The 19,158-nt window shown below is 75.1% G+C and carries 18 protein-coding genes; 9 read left to right on the top strand and 9 right to left on the bottom strand.

The window, feature by feature from the left end; genetic code table 11:
• Positions 1 to 203 precede the first annotated feature (203 nt).
• From ACQPYN_RS27720 to ACQPYN_RS27705, 4 genes are all read left to right on the top strand, one after another.
• Entirely contained in the window at positions 204 to 1,733 is a 1,530-nt protein-coding gene (locus ACQPYN_RS27720; RefSeq protein WP_433029905.1) for a transglycosylase family protein, read from the top strand.
• Positions 1,734 to 1,764: 31 nt separating this feature from the next.
• Positions 1,765 to 2,625: a 16S rRNA (adenine(1518)-N(6)/adenine(1519)-N(6))-dimethyltransferase RsmA gene (gene rsmA / locus ACQPYN_RS27715; RefSeq protein ID WP_433029903.1), complete on the top strand. Its 861-nt coding sequence runs from the start codon at positions 1,765 to 1,767 to the stop codon at positions 2,623 to 2,625.
• A 32-nt stretch (positions 2,626 to 2,657) separates the two neighbouring features.
• A complete protein-coding gene (locus tag ACQPYN_RS27710; protein WP_433029901.1) occupies positions 2,658 to 3,662 on the top strand; it encodes a 4-(cytidine 5'-diphospho)-2-C-methyl-D-erythritol kinase in 1,005 nt (334 codons plus the stop codon).
• Positions 3,663 to 3,752: 90 nt separating this feature from the next.
• Positions 3,753 to 5,516 (top strand): ABC-F family ATP-binding cassette domain-containing protein, encoded by a 1,764-nt coding sequence (locus tag ACQPYN_RS27705; protein WP_433029898.1) that lies wholly within the window; start codon positions 3,753 to 3,755, stop codon positions 5,514 to 5,516.
• Between the two features lie 37 nt (positions 5,517 to 5,553).
• On the opposite strand, the gene ACQPYN_RS27700 is transcribed toward ACQPYN_RS27705, so the two are convergent.
• The gene (locus ACQPYN_RS27700) at positions 5,554 to 6,303 is read right to left on the bottom strand and encodes a CPBP family intramembrane glutamic endopeptidase (RefSeq protein ID WP_433029896.1); all 750 of its coding nucleotides are present in this window, start codon (positions 6,301 to 6,303) and stop codon (positions 5,554 to 5,556) included.
• Positions 6,300 to 6,848, bottom strand: coding sequence for a DUF6653 family protein (locus tag ACQPYN_RS27695; protein WP_433029894.1), 549 nt, complete (start codon positions 6,846 to 6,848; stop codon positions 6,300 to 6,302). Before ACQPYN_RS27695 ends, ACQPYN_RS27700 begins: the two co-directional genes overlap by 4 nt.
• A 110-nt stretch (positions 6,849 to 6,958) precedes the next feature.
• Here ACQPYN_RS27695 and ACQPYN_RS27690 point away from each other — a divergent pair, with 110 nt between their 5' ends.
• Genes ACQPYN_RS27690 through ACQPYN_RS27680 form a run of 3 tightly spaced genes read left to right on the top strand, consistent with a single transcriptional unit; the run spans position 6,959 to position 9,743 of the window.
• Positions 6,959 to 7,357 carry a LytR/AlgR family response regulator transcription factor gene (locus tag ACQPYN_RS27690; RefSeq protein WP_433029892.1) on the top strand — a complete coding sequence of 133 codons (399 nt, stop codon included), beginning with the start codon at positions 6,959 to 6,961 and terminating at the stop codon, positions 7,355 to 7,357.
• The gene (locus ACQPYN_RS27685; protein ID WP_433029889.1) at positions 7,354 to 9,108 is read left to right on the top strand and encodes a sensor histidine kinase; all 1,755 of its coding nucleotides are present in this window, start codon (positions 7,354 to 7,356) and stop codon (positions 9,106 to 9,108) included. The genes ACQPYN_RS27690 and ACQPYN_RS27685 overlap by 4 nt, the downstream gene beginning before the upstream one ends.
• Complete coding sequence (locus ACQPYN_RS27680; protein ID WP_433029887.1) at positions 9,099 to 9,743, top strand: response regulator transcription factor; 645 nt, start codon at positions 9,099 to 9,101, stop codon at positions 9,741 to 9,743. Before ACQPYN_RS27685 ends, ACQPYN_RS27680 begins: the two co-directional genes overlap by 10 nt.
• A gap of 10 nt (positions 9,744 to 9,753) precedes the next feature.
• On the opposite strand, the gene pth is transcribed toward ACQPYN_RS27680, so the two are convergent.
• A complete protein-coding gene (gene pth / locus ACQPYN_RS27675; protein WP_433029885.1) occupies positions 9,754 to 10,344 on the bottom strand; it encodes an aminoacyl-tRNA hydrolase in 591 nt (196 codons plus the stop codon).
• Between the two features lie 9 nt (positions 10,345 to 10,353).
• On the bottom strand, positions 10,354 to 11,061 hold the full coding sequence (locus ACQPYN_RS27670; protein ID WP_433029883.1) for a 50S ribosomal protein L25/general stress protein Ctc: 708 nt from the start codon (positions 11,059 to 11,061) through the stop codon (positions 10,354 to 10,356).
• 172 nt (positions 11,062 to 11,233) lie between these two features.
• Between ACQPYN_RS27670 and ACQPYN_RS27665 the strand changes: the two genes are divergently transcribed.
• Positions 11,234 to 11,902 (top strand): class I SAM-dependent DNA methyltransferase, encoded by a 669-nt coding sequence (locus ACQPYN_RS27665; protein WP_433029881.1) that lies wholly within the window; start codon positions 11,234 to 11,236, stop codon positions 11,900 to 11,902.
• Here the strand turns inward: ACQPYN_RS27665 and ACQPYN_RS27660 are convergent.
• From ACQPYN_RS27660 to ACQPYN_RS27645, 4 genes are all read right to left on the bottom strand, one after another.
• Entirely contained in the window at positions 11,878 to 12,489 is a 612-nt protein-coding gene (locus ACQPYN_RS27660; RefSeq protein ID WP_433029879.1) for a class I SAM-dependent methyltransferase, read from the bottom strand. The genes ACQPYN_RS27665 and ACQPYN_RS27660 overlap by 25 nt on opposite strands.
• A gap of 9 nt (positions 12,490 to 12,498) precedes the next feature.
• Positions 12,499 to 13,470, bottom strand: a complete 972-nt coding sequence (locus ACQPYN_RS27655; protein WP_433039074.1) for a ribose-phosphate diphosphokinase — start codon at positions 13,468 to 13,470, stop codon at positions 12,499 to 12,501.
• An 8-nt stretch (positions 13,471 to 13,478) separates the two neighbouring features.
• Entirely contained in the window at positions 13,479 to 14,963 is a 1,485-nt protein-coding gene (gene glmU / locus ACQPYN_RS27650; protein WP_433029877.1) for a bifunctional UDP-N-acetylglucosamine diphosphorylase/glucosamine-1-phosphate N-acetyltransferase GlmU, read from the bottom strand.
• A gap of 122 nt (positions 14,964 to 15,085) precedes the next feature.
• The gene (locus ACQPYN_RS27645) at positions 15,086 to 16,822 is read right to left on the bottom strand and encodes a diguanylate cyclase (protein ID WP_433029875.1); all 1,737 of its coding nucleotides are present in this window, start codon (positions 16,820 to 16,822) and stop codon (positions 15,086 to 15,088) included.
• A 164-nt stretch (positions 16,823 to 16,986) separates the two neighbouring features.
• Here ACQPYN_RS27645 and ACQPYN_RS27640 point away from each other — a divergent pair, with 164 nt between their 5' ends.
• Positions 16,987 to 17,823 (top strand): phosphatase PAP2 family protein, encoded by an 837-nt coding sequence (locus ACQPYN_RS27640; protein WP_433029873.1) that lies wholly within the window; start codon positions 16,987 to 16,989, stop codon positions 17,821 to 17,823.
• On the opposite strand, the gene ACQPYN_RS27635 is transcribed toward ACQPYN_RS27640, so the two are convergent.
• Positions 17,727 to 19,145 carry an MFS transporter gene (locus ACQPYN_RS27635; protein WP_433029871.1) on the bottom strand — a complete coding sequence of 473 codons (1,419 nt, stop codon included), beginning with the start codon at positions 19,143 to 19,145 and terminating at the stop codon, positions 17,727 to 17,729. The genes ACQPYN_RS27640 and ACQPYN_RS27635 overlap by 97 nt on opposite strands.
• Positions 19,146 to 19,158 lie beyond the last annotated feature (13 nt).

Genomic DNA, 19,158 nt, shown 5'->3' with positions numbered 1-19,158 from the left:
CTCGCCGGGATGGAACCACCCCCGAGGCCCGCGTGATGAGGACTTCCCCAGGTCCCCACCACAGGGAGGACGTCACGAGGTCGTGACGCACTCCCCAGGGCGCGGTTCCTGCCCGGAAGTACGAACGATGTGGACTCCCCCGTGTCTGTGCGCTCCCTGCTGGCCCTGAGGTCCTCCTCGCTCGTCGCGGCGGTCGACGCCCGATGAGCGCCGACACCGCGACCGCCCGCGGACGCGCGGGCTCGTACGCCGACGGCGACGACACCGCCGGCCTGCCGATCGTCTCCGACGGTCACGGCGGCTGGTACGGGTACGCCGGCGCCGACCAGGGTCACGATCAGGGCTTCGCGGCGGACGAGTACGCCCCGGACTACGGCTACGACGCCGCCCACGAGTTCGGCTACGACACCGGGTACACCGGCGAGGCCCCGGGCTGGTTCGACGACATCACCGGCCCGCTGCCGATCGCCACCGGCGACGCGGCGCCCGGCGACGGCGCGATCGCCCTGGACGACCTCGACGAGTGGAACGACCTCGAGTCGTTCACCGGCGCGCAGGACGTCGACGGGACCCTCGACGGCGCCGCCCCCGCCGGGCTCACCACGCTCGACGACCCGGAGCGCCTGACCACCGACACCAAGCGCCGCTCGAACGCGGTCAAGGGTGGCGTGGCGGTGGCCCTGCTGGCCGTCGCCGCCGGTGGCAGCACCGCGGTGGCGCTGGACAAGGAGGTCACGGTCACGGTCGACGGCGTCGACCAGGTCGTGCACACCTTCTCCGGCGACGTCGCCGGCGCGCTGGAGAGCGGCGACATCGAGCTCGGCCCGGCCGACCAGCTCGCCCCCGGCCCGAACGCCGACGTCCACGACGGCGACCACCTCGTCATCAACCGCTCGCGCGACGTCGCGCTGATGGTCGACGGCCGCCCGCAGACGATCACGACGACGGCCCGCACGGTGTCCGACGCGCTCGCGCAGCTCGGCCTCCCGACCAACAGCGTCGTCGCCTCGGCGCCGATGAACGCCGCCATCCCGGTCAACGGGATGAACCTCGACGTGCGGGTCCCCAAGACCGTCACGCTGATCGACGGCGGTGCCGCCCCCCGCCAGGTCACGACGACCGCGCTGAACGCCCCCGAGCTGCTCGCGCAGAACGGGCTGGCGCTCAGCCCGACGGACACGGTCGCGGGCGGCGACGCCCTTGCCGGCGGCTCGACGATCACCGTCACCCGCAACACGGTCAACCAGGTCACCGAGACCCGTCCGATCGCGCCGCCGATGCGCACGGTCGACGACCCGGACCTCGAAGAGGGCAAGACGCGCGTCCAGCAGGCCGGGACCGCGGGCGAAGAGGTCGTCACCTGGACGGTCAACGCCACCAACGGCACCGAGACCGGCCGCACGCAGGTCGGCGAGTCCCGCGTGACCCGCCAGGCCGTCGGCGGCGTCATGGCCCGCGGCACCAAGCCGAAGTCCTCGGCCCCCGCGGTCAGCAACGGCGCCAAGTGGGACCGGATCGCCCGCTGCGAGGCCACCGGCGACTGGTCGATCAACTCCGGCAACGGCTACTACGGCGGCCTGCAGTTCGACCGCTCGACCTGGCGCGCCTACGGCGGCACCCAGTACGCCGCGCTGCCCCACCAGGCCTCCCGCGAGGAGCAGATCGCGGTCGCCGAGCGCGTCCGCGAGGACCGCGGCGGCTACGGCGCCTGGCCGGTCTGCGGCCGCAAGTAGGCGGTCGCGCCCCCTGGGCGACAATGACCGTGTGACGAGTCCGGCGCGCCTGCTCGGGGCGGGTGACGTCCGGGCTCTCGCCACGGAGCTGGACCTGCGACCCACCAAGCGCCTGGGCCAGAACTTCGTCCACGACGCCAACACGGTGCGCCGCATCGTCCGTCTCGCCGAGATCGGTGCCGACGACGTCGTGCTCGAGGTCGGCCCGGGCCTCGGGTCGCTGACCCTCCCGCTGCTCGAGGCCGCGCGCGCCGTGGTCGCCGTCGAGATCGACCCGGTGCTCGCCGACCGGCTGCCGGCGACGGCCGCCGAGCGGGCACCCGAGAGGGACCTGCGGGTCGTCACCGCGGACGCCCTGCGCATCGCGCCCGGCGACCTCCCGCTCGCCCCGGACGTCCTGGTGGCGAACCTCCCCTACAACGTCGCCGTGCCCGTGGTGCTGAACCTGCTGGCGGCCTTCCCGGGGCTGCGCCGGGGGCTGGTCATGGTGCAGTCCGAGGTCGCCGAGCGGCTCGCGGCCCGGCCCGGCGAGCGCGCCTACGGCGCCCCGTCGGTCAAGCTCGCCTGGTACGCCGACGCGCGGCGGGCGGGCCCGGTCCCGCGCGCGGTGTTCTGGCCGGTCCCCGGCGTCGACTCGGGCCTCGTCGGGTTCACCCGCCACGATCGCCAGGACGGCGCCGACCGCGAGGACGTCTTCGCCGTGGTCGACGCGGCCTTCGCCCAGCGCCGGAAGTCGCTGCGGGCCGCCCTCGCGGGATGGGCGGGCTCGGCGCCCGCCGCGGAGGCGGTGCTGCGGGCCGCCGGGGTCGATCCGGGCGCGCGCGGGGAGGCGCTGGACGTGACCGCGTTCACCGCGATCGCCCGCGCGGGCCGGCACGCCCCGACTCCCTGAGGGCGGTCGCGCGCGGTCCGTACCCTGGACGGGTGCTCTCCGCCGTCGGACCGCCGGTCACCGTCCGCGTCCCGGCCAAGATCAACCTGCACCTGGCCGTGGGCGATCTCCGACCCGACGGCTACCACGACCTCGTCACCGTCTTCCAGGCCCTGAGCATCACCGACGAGGTGTCCGTGACCGCCGCGGTCCCCGGCGCCGTCGAGCCCGGTGTGGCGGTCTCCCCGATCGACGGGGTCGACGCCTCCGAGGTGCCCGCCGACACCACCAACCTGGCCTGGCGCGCGGTCGAGGCGCTCGCCCGTCGCGCCGATCGCACCCCCGACGTCCGCATCGGTCTGCGCAAGGCGATCCCGGTCGCGGGCGGGATGGCGGGCGGCAGCGCCGACGCCGCCGGCGCGCTGCTGGCGACCTCCTCGCTCTGGCGGCTCGACCTGGGGCGCGACGACCTCATGGAGGTCGCGGCCGAGGTCGGCTCCGACGTCGCCTTCGCCCTGCACGGCGGCACCGCGCTCGGCACCGGGCGCGGCGAGCGGCTCGTGCCGGTGCTCTCGCGCCACACGTTCCACTGGGTGGTCGCGGTCGCGGACCACGGCCTGTCCACCCCCACCGTCTTCGCCGAGCTCGATCGCCTGCGCGACCGGCCCGAGGCACCCCGGCGCGTCGGGGACGTCGAGCCCGTCCTCGAGGCGCTGGCCTCGGGCGAGGCGCGCTCGCTGGCGCTGCTGCTCGGCAACGACCTGCAGGCCGCGGCCGTGAGCCTCGACCCCGGCCTGCGCCGCACCCTGCGCGCCGGGGTCGACGCCGGCGCGCTCGCGGGCGTGGTCTCGGGGTCCGGGCCCACGTGCGTGTTCCTCTGCGCCGGTCAGGACGCCGCGGTCCGCGTGGCCGCGGAGCTCGCCGGCGCCGGCGTGTGCCGCACGGTCCGCGTCGCCCACGGCCCCGTACCGGGTGCCCGCGTCACCGACGGCGGTGGCCCTCGCCCCGCCGGCCCGCCCCCGCCCAGCTTCGACCCCGGTCCGGGCGCCTACGCCTGACCTGCCCCGCCCCGCTCTTCGCAGCGAACGCGCTGTTCGCTGCTTCTACGCGCACGAACTCCCCGTTCGCGCCCCTGGAGACTGGAAACCGTGCCCAACCTCGTCAACCTCGAGTCGGTGTCGATCGGCTTCGGGGGTCCGAAGCCCGTCCTCGACGGCGTGTCCCTCGGCGTCGACACCGGCGACCGCATCGGCGTCGTCGGCCGCAACGGCGGCGGGAAGTCGACGCTGGTGAAGGTCCTGGCCGGGACGCTGACCCCCGACGGCGGCCGCCGCAGCCCCGTCGGCGGGCTGCAGATGGCGCTCGTCAGCCAGCAGACGCAGCTGTCCGGGGCGACGGTCCGCGACGCCGTGCTCGGCGGGCCGGTCCCCGACCACGAGTGGGCCGCGGACGCCCGCAGCCGCGCGGTCGTCGAGGGCCTGCGCCCCGGCGGCGACCGGGGCCTCGACGCGTCGGTCGACGGGCTGTCGGGCGGCGAGCGCCAGCGGATCGCCCTGTGCGCGGCGCTCGTGCAGGATCTCGACCTCCTGGTGCTCGACGAGCCCACCAACCACCTCGACGTCGAGGGCATCGGCTGGCTCGCCGAGCACCTGCTCGCCCGCCGCACCGCGCTCGTCGTCGTCACCCACGACCGCTGGTTCCTCGACACCGTCGCCTCGCGCACCTGGGAGGTCGTCGACGGGCACGTCGAGCAGTACGAGGGCGGCTACGGCGACTGGATCTTCGCGCGCGCCGCGCGCGCCCGGCTCTCGGACGCCGCCGAGCAGCGCCGGCAGAACCTCGCGCGCAAGGAGCTCGCGTGGCTGCGGCGCGGGCCGCAGGCGCGCACGTCGAAGCCGAAGTACCGCGTCGAGGCGGCCGAGGCGCTCATCGCCGACGTGCCCGCCCCGCGCGACACCGTCGAGCTCGTGACGATGGCCAAGCACCGCCTCGGCCGCACGGTCGTCGAGCTGGAGGACGCCACGCTGACCGTGGGCGACCGGAAGCTCGTCGACCGCCAGACCTGGCGCATCGGTCCCGGCGACCGCATCGGCATCGTCGGGATCAACGGCTCGGGCAAGACGACGCTGCTGCGGGCCGTCGGCGGCGAGCGCGCCCTCGACGGCGGGCAGCGCATCCAGGGCACGACCGTGCGCCTCGCCCATCTCTCGCAGGACCTCGCCGACCTGCCGATGCACCGGCGCGTCCTGCAGGCCGTCGAGGACATCGCCGAGCGGGTGACGATCGGGCGCTACGAGCAGACCGCCTCCCAGCTCGCCGAGCGCTTCGGCTTCCCCGCGAACCGCCAGTGGACGCCCGTCGCCGACCTCTCCGGCGGCGAGCGCCGGCGCCTGCAGCTCGTGCGGCTGCTCATGACCGAGCCCAACGTCCTGCTGCTCGACGAGCCCACCAACGACCTCGACGTCGACACCCTCCAGCAGCTCGAGGACCTCCTCGACGGCTGGCCCGGCACGCTCGTCGTCGTCAGCCACGACCGCTACCTCACCGAGCGGGTCTGCGACCGCGCCGTCGCCCTCTTCGGCGACGGGAAGATCACCGACCTCCCGGGCGGCATCGACGAGTACCTGCGCCGCCGGGCGGGCCAGCCCGCGGCGCCGTCGATCTCCGCGTCGTCGGCGCCGGGGAGCGGGGCGCCCCGCGGCGAGGCGGAGCGCCGCGCCGCCCGCAAGGAGGCGACGCGGATCGAGCGGCGCCTGGAGAAGATCGACAGCCAGGAGAAGAAGCTGCACGAGAAGCTCGCGGCGGCGGCCACCGAGCCGGGCCGGCTCCAGGAGCTCGACGCCGAGCTCCGGGCCCTGGTCAGCGAGCGGGAGCAGCTGGAGGAGGCGTGGCTGGAGAACGCGGTCGACTGACGCGGGGACTCTCCAGAACGATCTCTCGAGAGTGCCGTCAGCGCGCCCGTGCGGTCGTCGTCGGCACGTCCGGGGCCCACGTCGCGTCCACGGGCGCGGGCCGGAGCCAGAACCTGAGGTCCACCACGACGAGGACGACGGCCACCGCGAGCCACACGACCATGTAGAGCAGGCCCTCGTGCTGGACGGCGCCCTCGGCGGCGTGGGCGATCACCACGAGCAGGACGCTGCCACCGGTGTGGTCGAACAGCCACGTGTACCAGAACGTCACCGCGACGGTGCCCACGACGATGATCGCCACGTTCGAGCGCAGGTCACCCTCGGCGAGGAACGCCAGGGGCAGGTGCCACACGGTGATCACCACGGCGAGGATCGCGGTGGTGGCGAGCGGGGAGAGCCGGGTCTGCATCCCGGGCAGGGCGAATCCCCGCCACCCCGGCTCCTCGCCGAGGGCCCCGTCGGTCGGGTTCACCACGCGGAGCAGGAACATCAGCACGACGGTGCCGGCCGAGACGGTGGCGGTGGTGCCGTCCAGCGCGAACGCGAGCAGGTGCACGGCGACCGGCACCCCGATCGCGAGCGCATACCAGTACCACCGGACGCGCCACCGCACGAGACGTCGCCCGAGCTCGACCAGGCCGGCGCGTCCCCGGCTGATCGGCGCCACGATCAGCGCGGCGATCAACGGGGCGAACGCCCCGAACGAGCCGAAGGGCACGAAGCCCCAGGCGATGACGAAGGACAGGACGAAGAACGTGACGAGGGGGTGGTTCCGGACGGCGGTCACGAGGAGCTCCTCGGGTCGGGGGTCGGGTACTCCCACGCGGCGCACTCCGGGTCCCGGGTCTTCACGTCCTCGAACAGCAGCACGGCGCGGTCGATGTACCAGGCCTTCGCGCACACGCAGAGGCACAGCCCGGCGAGGGTGAGCAGGAGGTCCAGGCGGACGAGGCCGACGACGAGGCCGGCGAGCCCGATCGTCTGCCAGACGGTCGTGATCACGGGGACCCGTGAGGTCCGGAACTGCGCGGGGAGGTCCCGTCTCGTTCCCTCGGCCAGGATGCGCTCGCCGAACACCCCCTTCGACGCCCAGTTCCGGGTGGAGCGGGGCGGGGGGAACAGCAGCGGCTCGACGACCATGAACACGAGCGCGACGGCGCCGGCGAGCACCGCCCACCAGCCGATCCACACCCGGCTCCACGCCGCGAGGGCGAGCAGCGGCAGCACGGCGAAGCGGACCCAGACGCTCCACGGGTTGGCGTGGCGCATCCACTGCTCCCCCCGGAGACCGAACAGGCCGGCGATGCGGCCCTCGGGCGTCGACGTCGTCATGGCGAGAAGGGTCCGCGCGCGCCGGGAGACCGACCAGCAGGCTGACCCTCGCGGATCGCCAGGGGTGGCCCCGTAGCCGGCGCACCCGCGACGGTGCCAGCGTCCGGAGCGTGACCGCCCGGGTGCTGATCGTCGATGACCACGCGAGCTTCCGCTCGCTCGCGCGGCGTCTGCTGGTGGCCGAGGGCTTCGACGTCGTGGGGGAGGCGGGGGACGCGGCGGACGCCTTCGTCGCGGTCCGTTCGCTCGCGCCCGACGTCGTGCTGCTGGACATCCGGCTCCCGGACCTCGACGGTTTCGGTGTGGCCGAGGTGCTCGCCGGGGACGAGGACGCGCCCGCCGTCGTGCTCGTGTCCAGCCGGTCACGCGGCGACTACGGACCGCGCGTGGACGCGAGCCCCGCGCGGGGGTTCATCGCGAAGCACGAGCTGACCGGGGACGCGCTGCGGGATGTGCTGGGAGACGGAGCGCAGCGGAGCTCGACCCGTGGACACTGCGGGTCGCCGTGAGGCGCCGGGCGGAGTGGTTCGTCGTGTCCGCGGCGGTCCTGGCCGGCGTCGGGGCCGCGGCGGCGCTCGTGCGTGGTGGCTACGAGGTCCCGCTCGAGCTGGTCGCGCCGACGCTGGTGCTCAACCTCGCGGTCGGCTGGTCGTTTGTCGGGGTCGGCCTGGTCGCCCGGCGGCGCAGGCCGGCGAGCCGGACCGGCCTGCTCATGGTGCTGCTCGGGTTCGCGTGGCTCGCCCGCTTCCTGCTCGCGGTGGACACGACGCCGGCGTTCGTCGCGGGCGTGCTGCTGAGCTCGGTGTCGCTGAGCCTGTTCGTGCACCTGCTCGTCACGTTCCCGACGGGCCGGACCACCAGCCTCGCCCAGCGCGTCCTCGTCGTCGTCGGCTACCTGCTCTCGGCCCCGTTGGACGCGGTCTTCCTCGCCCTCGGCGCGCAGCGGGGGCGGGGCGAGGGGCCGCCGCCCAACGGGCTGGTGATCGCCCCGTCGAACGGCGGGTTCACGCCCGAGCTCGTCGACCTCGTCGTGCAGGCGGTCGTGGTCGTGCTGCTGGTGGCGCTCCTGGTCTCGGTGTGGTCGCGGTGGCACGCGGCCGGGGTCGCCGAGCGCCGGGCGCTGACCCCGGGCCTGGTCGGCGGCACCGTCGTCGTCGCCACCCTGCTCGTCGAGCGCACCGCGATCCTGCTGGTCCTGCCCCCGTCGGCAGGGGTCGTGCTCGCGTGGTCCGCGCAGGTCGTCCTGGTGGTGTGGCCGGTCGCGCTGCTGCTGGGCCTGCTGCGCAGCCGGCTCGACCGCTCCGGCGTCGGCCGGCTCGTCGTCGACCTCGGGGACGGGCCTGCGGAGCCCGGGCGCCTGCGCAGCGTCGTCGCGCGGACGCTGCACGACCCGTCGGCGGAGGTGGCCTATCGGCTGCCCGGCACCGACGACTACGTCGACGCCGCGGGCGACCCGGTCGACGTCGGCCCGCGCGCCGACCGCGCCGTCGCCCACCTCGTCCGCGACGGCCGCCCGATCGCGGTGCTGCTGCACGACCCCGTGCTCACCGGCGAGCCGGACCTCGTCGAGGCCGTGGCCGCCGGGGCGGGGCTCGCGGTGGAGAACGAGCGCCTGCACGCCGAGGTCCGCCACCAGCTGCGCGAGGTGCGCGCGTCGCGGGCCCGGCTGGTGGAGGCCGCGGACGGCGCGCGCCGGGCGGTCGAGCGGGACCTGCACGACGGCGCGCAGCAGCGCCTGGTGGCCGTCGGGCTGGCGCTGCGCCTGGCCCGCGCCCGCCTCGGGGCCGGGACGACGGACGAGCTCGACGCCCTGCTCGCCGAGGCCGGCGACGAGCTCGCCGGCGCGCTCGCGGAGCTGCGGGAGCTCGCCCGCGGCATCTACCCGCCGCTGCTCACCGACGAGGGCCTCGGGCCGGCGCTGGCCTCGCTCGCGGAACGGGCGCCGCTGCCGGTGGTCCTCGGCGCGATCCCGGGGCAGCGGCCCCCGGAGGCCGTGGAGCAGGCCTGCTACTTCGTGGTCTCCGAGGCGCTGACGAACGCCGCGAAGCACGCGTCGGCGTCGCGGGTGGCGGTCGACGTGGTCGCCGACGGGACCGACCTGCGGGTGGACGTCGTCGACGACGGTGGCGGCGGCGCGGACGCCGACGGCTCCGGGCTGCGGGGTCTCGCCGACCGCGTCGCGGCGGTGGGCGGGCGGTTCGCGGTGTCGAGCCCCGCCCGCGGCGGGACCCGCGTGACGGCGACGCTGCCGTGCGGGTGATCGTCGCGGACGACGCGGCGCTGTTCCGGGGCGGTCTCGCGCGCCTGCTCGCCGACCGCGGGATCGAGGTGACGGCCGAGGTGGGCGACGCGGAGGCGCTGCTCGCGGCCGTGCGAGCCGACCCGCCGGACGCGGTGATCGTCGACATCAGGATGCCGCCGACCCACACCACCGAGGGCCTCGACGCCGCGCGCACCCTCGCGGCCGAGCACCCCGCCGTCGGGGTCCTCGTGCTCTCGGCGCACGTGGAGTCGCACTACGCCGTGGCGCTGGTCGAGTCCGACGCGGGCGGTGCGGGCTACCTGCTCAAGGAGCGCGTCGCCGACGTCGAGGAGCTCACCGACGCCCTGCGGCGCGTGGCCGCGGGCGGCGTGGTCGTCGACCCGTCGGTGGTGGCGCAGCTCGTGGGACGCCGCCGGGTGCGGAACCCGCTCGACACGCTGTCCGAGCGGGAGCGCGACGTGCTGGCGGTGATGGCCGAGGGGCGCTCGAACGCGGGCATCGGCGACCGGCTGCACCTGTCCGAGAAGACGGTGGAGGCCTACGCGCGCTCGGCGTTCACCAAGCTCGGGCTGCACGCGGCGCCGGACGACAACCGGCGGGTGCTCGCGGTGCTGGCGTACCTGCGCTCCTGAGCCGGAGGGCTCAGTGGAACCGGTTCTGCGCCGGCTCCAGGCCCTCGACGGCCAGCGCCTCGATGGCGTCGGCGGCCAGCTCGACGGAGACGTCGAGCTCCTTGCGCTCGGCCGCCGACCAGCGCTTGAGCACGTAGTCGGCGGGGTCCTGACGTCCCGGCGGCCGACCGATCCCGAAGCGCACGCGCAGGTAGTCCTTCGTGGCGAGCGACTTGGAGATCGACCGCAGCCCGTTGTGGCCGCCCTCGCCGCCTCCGCGCTTGAGGCGCACGACGCCGAACTCGAGGTCGAGGTCGTCGTGCACGACGATCACCTCGGTGGGCGGCACCGAGAAGAAGCGGGCGGCGCCGGCGACCGGGCCGCCCGAGAGGTTCATGTAGCCGCGTGGCTTCGCCAGCACGGCGCGCCGGCCGGCCAGCCGGCCCTCGGCCACGTCGGCGCCGGAGCGCTTGTGGGCCGAGAACCGGCTGCCCATCCGCCCGGCCAGGGTGTCGACGACGACGAACCCGACGTTGTGCCGGGTGCCGTCGTACTCCGGGCCGGGGTTGCCCAGCCCGACGACCAGCAGGGGGCCGTCGGGCCGGGCAGCGGGAGAGCTCACGCGGGCAGGTCAGCTCTCGTCGGCGTCGGAGGACGAGGCCTCGGCGCCCTCGCCGGAGCCGTCGCCGGAGGCGGCCTCGGAGGACTCGCCGGTCTCGGCGGCCTCGTCCTCGGACGCGTCCTCCTCGACACCCGCACCCTCGGTGTCGATCTCCTCCTCCATGGCCTCCTCGGTCGGCGCCTCGGTGACGTTGACGACGAGGATGTCGGTGTCGGTCACGAGCACGGCGCCGTCGGGCAGGCGGATGTCCCCGGCGTTGATCTGGGTACCGATCTCGGCGTCCTCGATGACGACCGGGATCTCCTCGGGGATGTCGGTCGCGTCGGCCTCGATGGTCAGCGTGTCCTCGTTCTGGAACACGAGGGTGCCCGAGGCGGCGTCGCCCATGAGGACGAGACGGACGTCGACCTGGACCTTCTCGCCGCGCCGGACGAGCACGAGGTCGACGTGCTCGAAGAAGCCCTTGATGGGGTCGCGGACGATGCTCTTGGCCAGCGCCATCGGCGGCTGACCCTCGAGGCCCGTGATGGTGAGCAGGGCGTTGCGCCCGTTCTCGCGCAGCACCGCGGCGAACTCGACGGTGTCGAAGGACAGGTGCACGGGGTCGGTGCCGTGTCCGTAGAGGACGGCGGGGACCTTGCCGGCGCGACGCGTACGGCGCGCGGCACCCTTGCCGAACTCGGTGCGGGGCTCCGCTGCGATGCGGGTGTCGGCCATGGTGCGTCTCCTGCGGTTCGTCCTGGGTCGGCGCGCCGCGCGCGGCCCACCCGGACGCCGGGGACGGCCGCACCGCGTCGATGACGGTCGGCTCTCGAGAGCGACCCTCGCCGAAGTGCGTGGTCCACGATACCGGTGGGCCCGTCGGACCCCGCTCCTAGGGTGCGTGGCCGTGGACGAACCCGCGGATCGCGCCGCGACGCGTGCCGGATACGACGCCATCGCCGAGCCCTACGCCGAGCTGTTCGGCGCCGAGCTCGCCCGCTCGGTGATGGACCGCGCCGTCGTCGGGGCGTTCGCCGAGATGGTGGGGGACGCCGACGTCCTCGACGCGGGCTGCGGGCCGGGCGAGGTGGCCGCCCACCTGCACCGGCTCGGCCCGCGGGTCCGCGGGATCGACCTCTCGCCCGCCATGGTGGCGCTCGCCCGGCGGACCCACCCCGGGATCCCGTTCGCGGTGGGCGACCTGGCCGCCCTCGACGTCGCCGACGGCGCGCTGGGCGGGGTCGTGGCCTGGTACTCGATCATCCACATCCCTCCGCCCGAGCTGCCGGCCGTGGTCCGCGGGTTCCACCGGGTCCTGCGCCCCGGCGGCCACCTCCTGCTGGGCTTCCAGATCGGGGACGACGTGTCGCACCACGACGAGGCGTTCGGGCACCGGGTCTCGCTCGACTTCCGCCGTCTGCGGCCCGACGACGTCGTGGCGCTCCTCGAGGGCGCGGGCTTCGACGTCGTCGCCCGCGTGGTGCGCGCGCCGGAGCCGGGCAGCGCCGCGTCGAGGACTCCCCAGGGCGCCGTCATCGCCCGCCGGCGGGCTCAGGGCGTCGCGACGCCCCGGTAGAGGTACGACATCGGCCCCGGGCCGCGCAGGCTCTCGTGCTCGAGGTCGGTGACGGTGAGGCCGGCATCGCGGACGAGGACGTCGATCGGCCGGGTCAGGTGGCAGCCGGCGAACAGGCGCTGCTGGAGGCCGTCGAGGCGGTGCTGCCAGCGGGCGGTCGCGGGCTCGGGCGACAGGCCGTGCTCGAGGAACAGGAACACCCCGCCGGGGCGCAGGACGCGACGCACCTCTCGCAGCGCGCGCTCGACGTCCGGGATCGTGCAGAGGGTGAAGGTGCTGACGACGGTGTCGGCGGTGGCGTCGGGCAGGTCGAGGTCCGCGCCGTCGAGGCCCACGTGCTGCACCGGGATCGTCGTTGCCGCCATCCGGCGGGCCCCGAGACGCCGGGCCACCGCCGAGGGCTCGACGGCCCGCACCGAGGTCACCGCCGCCGGGTACAGGGGGAGCGTCGGCCCGCTGCCGAAGCCGAGCTCGACGACCTCACCGCGCGCCCGCTCGACGGCCCGGGCGCGCACGGCACGCACGTCGGCGGTGCCGAGCGCGAGGTCGGTGACCCGTGGGACGACGTGCTCGCTCCACAGGCCCATGGCACCAGGCTAGGCGTTGCCGTCGAAGAGGTTCGTCACCGAACCGTCCTCGAAGACCTCCTTCACCGCGCGGGCGATGATCGGCGCGATCGACAGGACGGTCAGCGACGGGAAGCGCTTGGAGTCCGGGATCGGCAGGGTGTTCGTGACGATGACCTCGCGCGCCCCGCAGGTGGAGAGGCGCTCGACGGCCGGCCCGGAGAGCACGCCGTGGGTGGCGGCGATGACGACGTCCGTCGCCCCGTCCGCGAGCAGCGCCTCGGTGGCCTTCGCGATCGTGCCGCCGGTGTCGATCATGTCGTCGACGAGGATGCAGGTACGGCCGCTGACCTCGCCGACCACGCGGTTCGCGACGACCTCGTTGGGCTTGGTCTTGTCGCGGCTCTTGTGGATGAAGGCCAGCGGGACGCCGCCCAGCATGTCGGCCCACTTCTCGGCGACGCGCACGCGACCGGAGTCGGGGGCGACGACGGCGAGCTCGTGGTCGGCGTAGGTGTCGCGCAGGTGCTCGGCGAGGACCTTGTTGGCCAGCAGGTGGTCGACGGGACCGTCGAAGAAGCCCTGGATCTGGTCGGTGTGCAGGTCGATCGTCATGATCCGGTCCGCGCCCGCGGTCTTGAGCATGTCCGCGACGAGGCGGGCCGAGATGGGCTCGCGGCCGCGGTGCTTCTTGTCCTGGCGGGCGTAGCCGTAGAACGGCACCACGGCGGTGATCCGCTTGGCCGACGCCCGCTTCAGGGCGTCGATCATGATGAGCTGCTCCATGATCCACTGATTGATGGGATCGGTGTGGCTCTGGATCACGAACGCGTCGGAGCCGCGCACCGACTCCTCGAAGCGGACGAAGATCTCGCCGTTGGCGAAGTCGTACGCCTGCTGGGGCGTGATGGTGACGTCCAGCTCCTTGGCGATCTCCTCCGCGAGCTCCGGGTGTGCCCGCCCGGAGAAGAGCATCAGGCTCTTCTTCGGGATCGACGACATGCTCACGGTCACGGGTCCTCCTGCTCGTGGTCGTCCGAGCCGGCGGCCCGGGTGGCGGCCTTGCCGGCCTGCTCGGCGGCCTGCGCCGCTGCGGTGCCCGGGCGCTTGCGCCCGACCCAGCCCTCGACGTTGCGCTGCGGCCCCGAGGACACCGCGAGCGCGCCCGGGGGCACGTCCTCGCGGACGACGGTGCCGGCACCGGTGTACGCCCCGTCGCCGATGGTCACGGGGGCGACGAAGGTGTTGTCGGAGCCCGTGCGCACGTGGGAGCCGACGGTCGTGCGGTGCTTGGTGACGCCGTCGTAGTTGACGAACACCGAGGACGCCCCGATGTTGCTGCTCTCGCCGATGGTGGCGTCGCCGACGTAGGTGAGGTGGGGCACCTTGCTGCCCTCGCCGATGTGGGCGTTCTTGACCTCGACGAACGTGCCGATCTTCCCGCGGGCGTCGAGCTCGACGCCCGGGCGCAGGTAGGCGAAGGGCCCCACCGAGGTCTCGGGCCCGATGCGTGACGACGAGCCGTGCGTGCGCACCACGGCGGCGCGCGCACCGACGACGACGTCGGTGAGCGTGGTGTCGGGGCCGACCGTGGCGCCCTCGGCGACGGTGGTGCGCCCGTGCAGCTGCGTCCCCGGGTGCAGGGTGACGTCGCGCTCGAGGCGGACGCCGACGTCGATCCAGGTGCTCGTCGGATCGACCACCGTGACGCCTGCGCGCATCCAGCGCTCGAGCAGCCGGCGGTTGAGCTCGGCGCCGAGCGAGGCCATCTGCACCCGGTCGTTGACGCCGGCGACGAGCCACGGGTCGGCGGTCTCCACCGCGCCCGCCCCGCGCCCGGAGTCGGCGGCGATCGCGACCACGTCGGTGAGGTAGAGCTCGCCCTGGGAGTTGTGGGTGGTGAGGTGCCCGAGCGCCTCGCGCAGGAAGGCGAGGTCGAAGGCGTAGACGCCCGAGTTCACCTCGTTGATCGCGAGCTGCTCGAGCGTGGCGTCGCGGTGCTCGACGATCGCGGTGACCTGGTTGGCGTCGTCCCGGACGACCCGCCCGTAGCCGCGCGGGTCGTCGAGCTCGGCGGTCAGCAGCGTCACCGCATACCCGCCGTCGACGTGCTCGGCGAGCAGGGCGCGCATGGTGGCGGCGTCGAGCAGGGGCACGTCGCCGTAGGAGACGACGACGGTGCCCTCGAGGTCGTCGGGCAGCCGGGCGATGCCGCAGGCGACCGCGTGCCCGGTGCCGCGGCGGCGGTCCTGCACGGCGGTGACGACCTCGCGGTCGAGCTCCGCGGCCAGCCCGATCGTGTGGGTGCCGACCTGCTCGCGCTCGTGCCCCACGACCACCACGAGGTGCTCGGGGGTGGTGCCCGCGGCGGCGTGCACGGCGTGCCCGAGGAGGCTGCGGCCACCGACCGGGTGCAGCACCTTGGGGGTGGCCGAGTGCATCCGGGTGCCCTCACCGGCGGCGAGGACGACGACGGCGGTCGGGCTCGGCGGCATCGGCTCTACTGGCTCCCACTCGTGCGCGGGCCGGCCCCGGGTCCGGGGCTCGTCGCGGCCGATCCTACGACCGTCTCCTCGCGCGGGGATGGGGGCGTGCTCCCCGGGGCCCTCGGGGCGCCTCAGGGCCGGGTGCCGGACGGGGTCGCCTCGTGCACCCGGACCGCGTCCCCGCCGGCCCGTTTGACCGCGTACATCGCCGCGTCGGCCCGGGCGAGGACCTCGGTGGCGTCCTCGCCGGGACGGGCCGCGACGACACCGACGGAGAGGGTCACGACGTCGCAGCGGCGCCGGTGGGTCGAGGTCCCGCCGGCCTCGCCCCCGGTCGGCAGCGCCGCCACCGCCGCCCGCGCCCGCGCCATCGCCGCCCCGGCGTCCGCGGCCGCGGTGTCGGGGAGGACGACGACGAACTCGTCGCCGCCGTAGCGCGCGACCAGGTCCGGCGCCCGCAGCGAGGACCGCAGCGCCGCCGCCACGCCGCGCAGCACCTCGTCGCCGCGGGCGTGGGAGATCGCGTCGTTGATCTGCTTGAAGCGGTCCACGTCGATCATCACGACCGCCGGCCCGGGGCCCGCCCCGCGGAGGGCCGCGGCGGCGAGGGCCTCGTCGAGGAAGCCGTCGAGGGCGCGGCGGTTGGGCAGGCCGGTGAGCGGGTCGGCCAGCGCGAGCGCCGCGACCTGGCCGTGCTCGCGGCTGAGCCGGTCGTGCGCGAGCCGGGTCTGCAGCGACAGCACGCGCGCCTGCTGCAGGGCCCACAGCTCGGCCTCGAGGTCCGCGGTGTAGTCGCCGAGTGCGGCCTTCGCCGCGCGGTTCGGCGCGTCGCACGACAGCGCGAGCAGCGCCCGGAGCCGGGCGAGCTCCCGGGTGACCGAGAGCATCAGGCTCTGCTCGCCGCGCGGGGGACGGGCGCGCACCCCGCGAGCAGGGTCGCCGCGGCGTCCGCGTCGCCGGCCCGCTCGAGGGCGCGGGCCCGGGCGATGTGGACGAGCAGGCGGTCGTGCTGGGAGGAGGTACGGCACGCGGGCGAGGGCCAGCGCGTCGTGGCGGGCGAGGTGGCGCTCGACGGTCGTCGCCGCCGGACCCGGCGCGTGGCGGCCCAGGACGCCGGCGGCGCGCAGCAGGGGCCGCTCGACGGCGCTCGCGCCGCGCCGCAGCCCCTCGGCGGCGTCGGCGGCCGCGCGCAGCCGCTCGGCGCCCTGGCGCCCGCCGCGCTCCAGGCGCAGACCCCACGACAGGCCGACGCGGACGTGCTCGTACGCGGGGCCCGCGTGGTCGTCGGAGAGCGCGTGGGCCTGGTCGAGCAGCGTCTCCGCCAGGTCGTGCATGCCCAGGGACACCAGCGTGCCGGCCGCGAGGCGACGGGAGCCCTGCACGTTCTCCCGGTGCTCCGCGACGGTGGGGGCGTGGTCGACGAGGACGGGCTCCTCGAGGTGCGACAGCGCCGTCGACACCGCCGACAGGGCCCGGTCGTCGTCGGCGTCGAGCATGGCGCGGCGCGCCAGCAGCATGTGGGCGTCGGCGGCGAAGAGCGTCAGCCCGTGCTCGGTCACCAGCGCGAGCAGCTCGTCGACCAGCTCGTCGAGCGCGGGGCCGGAGGCGACGTGGCCGGGGTCGGCGGCGAGGACGACGCGCGCGACCAGGGTCTGGCGCAGCAGGAGCGCCCGCAGACCCGGGTCGCACGGGCCGGCGGCCGTCGCGCGCAGGACGGCCTCGAGCGTGGCCAGGCTGCCCTGCGGGTCGGGGCACGGGACACGCGTGGCCGTCAGGGTGGCGGCGCTGGCGCGGCCGACGAGCTCGGCCCGCGCGGGCACGCGGGCAGGCGGGCGCGCCGGTGCGCTGGTCGTGCTTCCCGGGAGCATCGCCACCTCCGGCGTCCCGGGACCCCCGTCGGGAGTCCTGATTCGGACGATCGGGCGAAGGGCGGCGCCGAGAGGTGGACGCAGCGCCGATCGTCGGGGGTCACTCTCCTACGTGCCGGGGAGGCGCCTGTACCCACCCCGGTGATGAGGCATCCTCGATCACCATGGCGCGCTCGTCCCCGGGGTCCGCGTGGTCGCTCGCCGACCGCGCCGCACCCCTGATCCGTGATCACCTACGCGGCCGTGCGGCCGTGCTCGCGGCCGTCGCGGCGACGGCCGTCGCCGCCCTGGCCTGGCGTTACGCGGGCGACTCGGACGGCGGGCGCACCGACCGGCAGCTCTCGGGGCTGCTCGAGATGCGGCAGGGGACGGCCCGTGCGGTCGGGCAGGGGTTCGCGACGCTCGGCGGCCCCGCGCCCGTGGTCGTGGCCCTGCTCGTGCTGGCGCCGCTCGCCTGGTGGCTGCGCGGCGGGCGCGGGCTCGCCCTCGTCCTCGCCGGCCCGCCCACGGCGATGGTGACGACGTCGCTCGTGCTCAAGCCGCTGGTCGAGCGCACGCGCGGCGACGAGCTGGCCTTCCCCAGCGGGCACGCCACCTCGGTGGGCTCGCTGGCGGTGGCCGGCGCGGTCCTGGTGCTGGGGCTGCCCACGCTGCCGCGGGCCCTGCGCCTGCTGACGGTCGGCGGGCTCGCGGTGCTCGTCGGGACGGTCGTCGCCTCACTCGTCGGGCGCGGCTACCACTACCCGACCGACACGCTCGGCGCGCTCGGCGTGGCCGTCGCCGTCGTGCTGGTGGTGGCCCTGGCCGTCGACGCCTGGGCGGACGTCGTCACCGACCCCGGCCCGGACCCACGCGCGTTCGACCCCCGCGAGCGCCCGACCGACGTCCTGCCCCCGCTCGACGCTCACCCGGACACGCCGGCGAGCTCGCGGGCCTCCTCGTCCGAGGCGGCCGCCGGGTTCGAGCCCGGCAGCGGCGCACTCCCCGGTTCCCGCAGGTAGCGCACGGCGACGAGGCCGACGACGGCCGCGAGCATCAGGTACACCGCCGGCATCACGAGCACCCCGGTGAGGGCGATGAGCCCCTCGACGATGACCGACGTCGTGCCGCCGAAGGCCGAGACCGCGATGTTGAAGATGATCGCGAGCGACCCGTAGCGCACGCCGGTGCTGAAGAGGGACGGCAGCGTCGAGGGCATGGTGGCGTTGAAGCACACCATCGTCAGTCCGAGCAGGAGCAGGCCCGCGAGCACGCCGGGGACGGCCCCGGTGCGCATCAGCAGGAAGGCCGGGACGGCGAGCACCAGGAGCATGATGCAGCCGGTGAGGATGATCGGCTTGCGGCCGACGCGGTCGGCGAGCTTGCCGAGCACGGGCACGATCGCCAGGAGCACGAGGAACAGGATGATCTGCAGGACGTGCGACGTCGTCGTCGTGAGCGTCGGCGCCCCGTACTCGCCGAGGGTCTCGGTGAGGTAGGTGGGCACGACCGTGGTGAGCGTGTAGTTGGTGACGTTGAAGACGATCACGAGGCCGGCGCACACGAGGACCGGCTTCCACCCGTGGCGCGCCGCGGCGCGGAAGAACTCGCGGAACGACTGCTGGCCCTGCTCCCCGGACTCCGAGAGCTGGGAGAACGCCGGGGTCTCCTCGAGGCGGTAGCGCAGGTAGAGCCCGATCATGCCCATCGGCAGGGCGAGGAGGAACGGGATGCGCCAGCCCCAGCTGAGCAGCTCGGGGGAGTCCTCGCCGAGGACGGCCTGGAGCACGGTGACGACGGCGGCACCGAGCAGGTAGCCGGTGATCGTGCCGAACTCCAGGAAGCTCGCCAGGAAGCCCCGGCGCCGGTCGGGCGCGTACTCGGCGACGAACGTCATCGCCCCCGCGTACTCCCCGCCGGTGGAGAAGCCCTGCAGCAGCCGGCACAGCAGCAGCAGGAGCGGCGCCGCGAGCCCGATGGAGGCGTAGGTGGGCAGGACGCCGATCCCGAAGGTCGCGGCCGCCATGAGCAGCATGGTCGTGGCCAGCGTCTTCGTCCGGCCGATGCGGTCCGCCAGCGGCCCGAAGAACAGCCCGCCGAACGGCCGGGCGAGGAACGACGCCGCGAACAGGGCCGCGGTGATGACCGGACCGCCCGTGGTGCCCGGCGGCAGGAACACCACCTGGATCGTCGTCTCCAGATAGGCGTAGACACCGAAGTCGTACCACTCGGTGACGTTGCCGATCCCTGAGGCCGTGACGGCCCGCCGGACGAGGCTCGGGGGCGTCACGGTGACGCCGTCCACGGTGTGGGGCCCCTCCGGGGCCGTGTCTCGGCTCGACATGGCCGTGCGGATA

It is taken from the genome of Actinomycetospora sp. CA-053990 (assembly GCF_050948445.1).
In the GTDB taxonomy this organism is placed as follows: domain Bacteria; phylum Actinomycetota; class Actinomycetes; order Mycobacteriales; family Pseudonocardiaceae; genus Actinomycetospora; species Actinomycetospora callitridis.
The sequence above is the reverse complement of the archived record's forward strand: the minus strand, read 5'-3'. Positions and strand labels throughout refer to the sequence as shown.

Excerpts from the sequence above, each read along its gene's own strand:
- glmU (WP_433029877.1), bottom strand. The coding sequence starts at position 14,963 with ATGCCGCCGAGCCCGACCGCCGTCGTCGTCCTCGCCGCCGGTGAGGGC.
- ACQPYN_RS27640 (WP_433029873.1), top strand. The coding sequence starts at position 16,987 with ATGGCGCGCTCGTCCCCGGGGTCCGCGTGGTCGCTCGCCGACCGCGCC.
- ACQPYN_RS27660 (WP_433029879.1), bottom strand. The coding sequence starts at position 12,489 with ATGGGCCTGTGGAGCGAGCACGTCGTCCCACGGGTCACCGACCTCGCG.
- ACQPYN_RS27655 (WP_433039074.1), bottom strand. The coding sequence starts at position 13,470 with ATGTCGTCGATCCCGAAGAAGAGCCTGATGCTCTTCTCCGGGCGGGCA.
- ACQPYN_RS27695 (WP_433029894.1), bottom strand. The coding sequence starts at position 6,848 with ATGACGACGTCGACGCCCGAGGGCCGCATCGCCGGCCTGTTCGGTCTC.
- ACQPYN_RS27635 (WP_433029871.1), bottom strand. The coding sequence starts at position 19,145 with ATGTCGAGCCGAGACACGGCCCCGGAGGGGCCCCACACCGTGGACGGC.
- ACQPYN_RS27720 (WP_433029905.1), top strand. The coding sequence starts at position 204 with ATGAGCGCCGACACCGCGACCGCCCGCGGACGCGCGGGCTCGTACGCC.
- ACQPYN_RS27645 (WP_433029875.1), bottom strand. The coding sequence starts at position 16,822 with ATGCTCCCGGGAAGCACGACCAGCGCACCGGCGCGCCCGCCTGCCCGC.
- ACQPYN_RS27670 (WP_433029883.1), bottom strand. The coding sequence starts at position 11,061 with ATGGCCGACACCCGCATCGCAGCGGAGCCCCGCACCGAGTTCGGCAAG.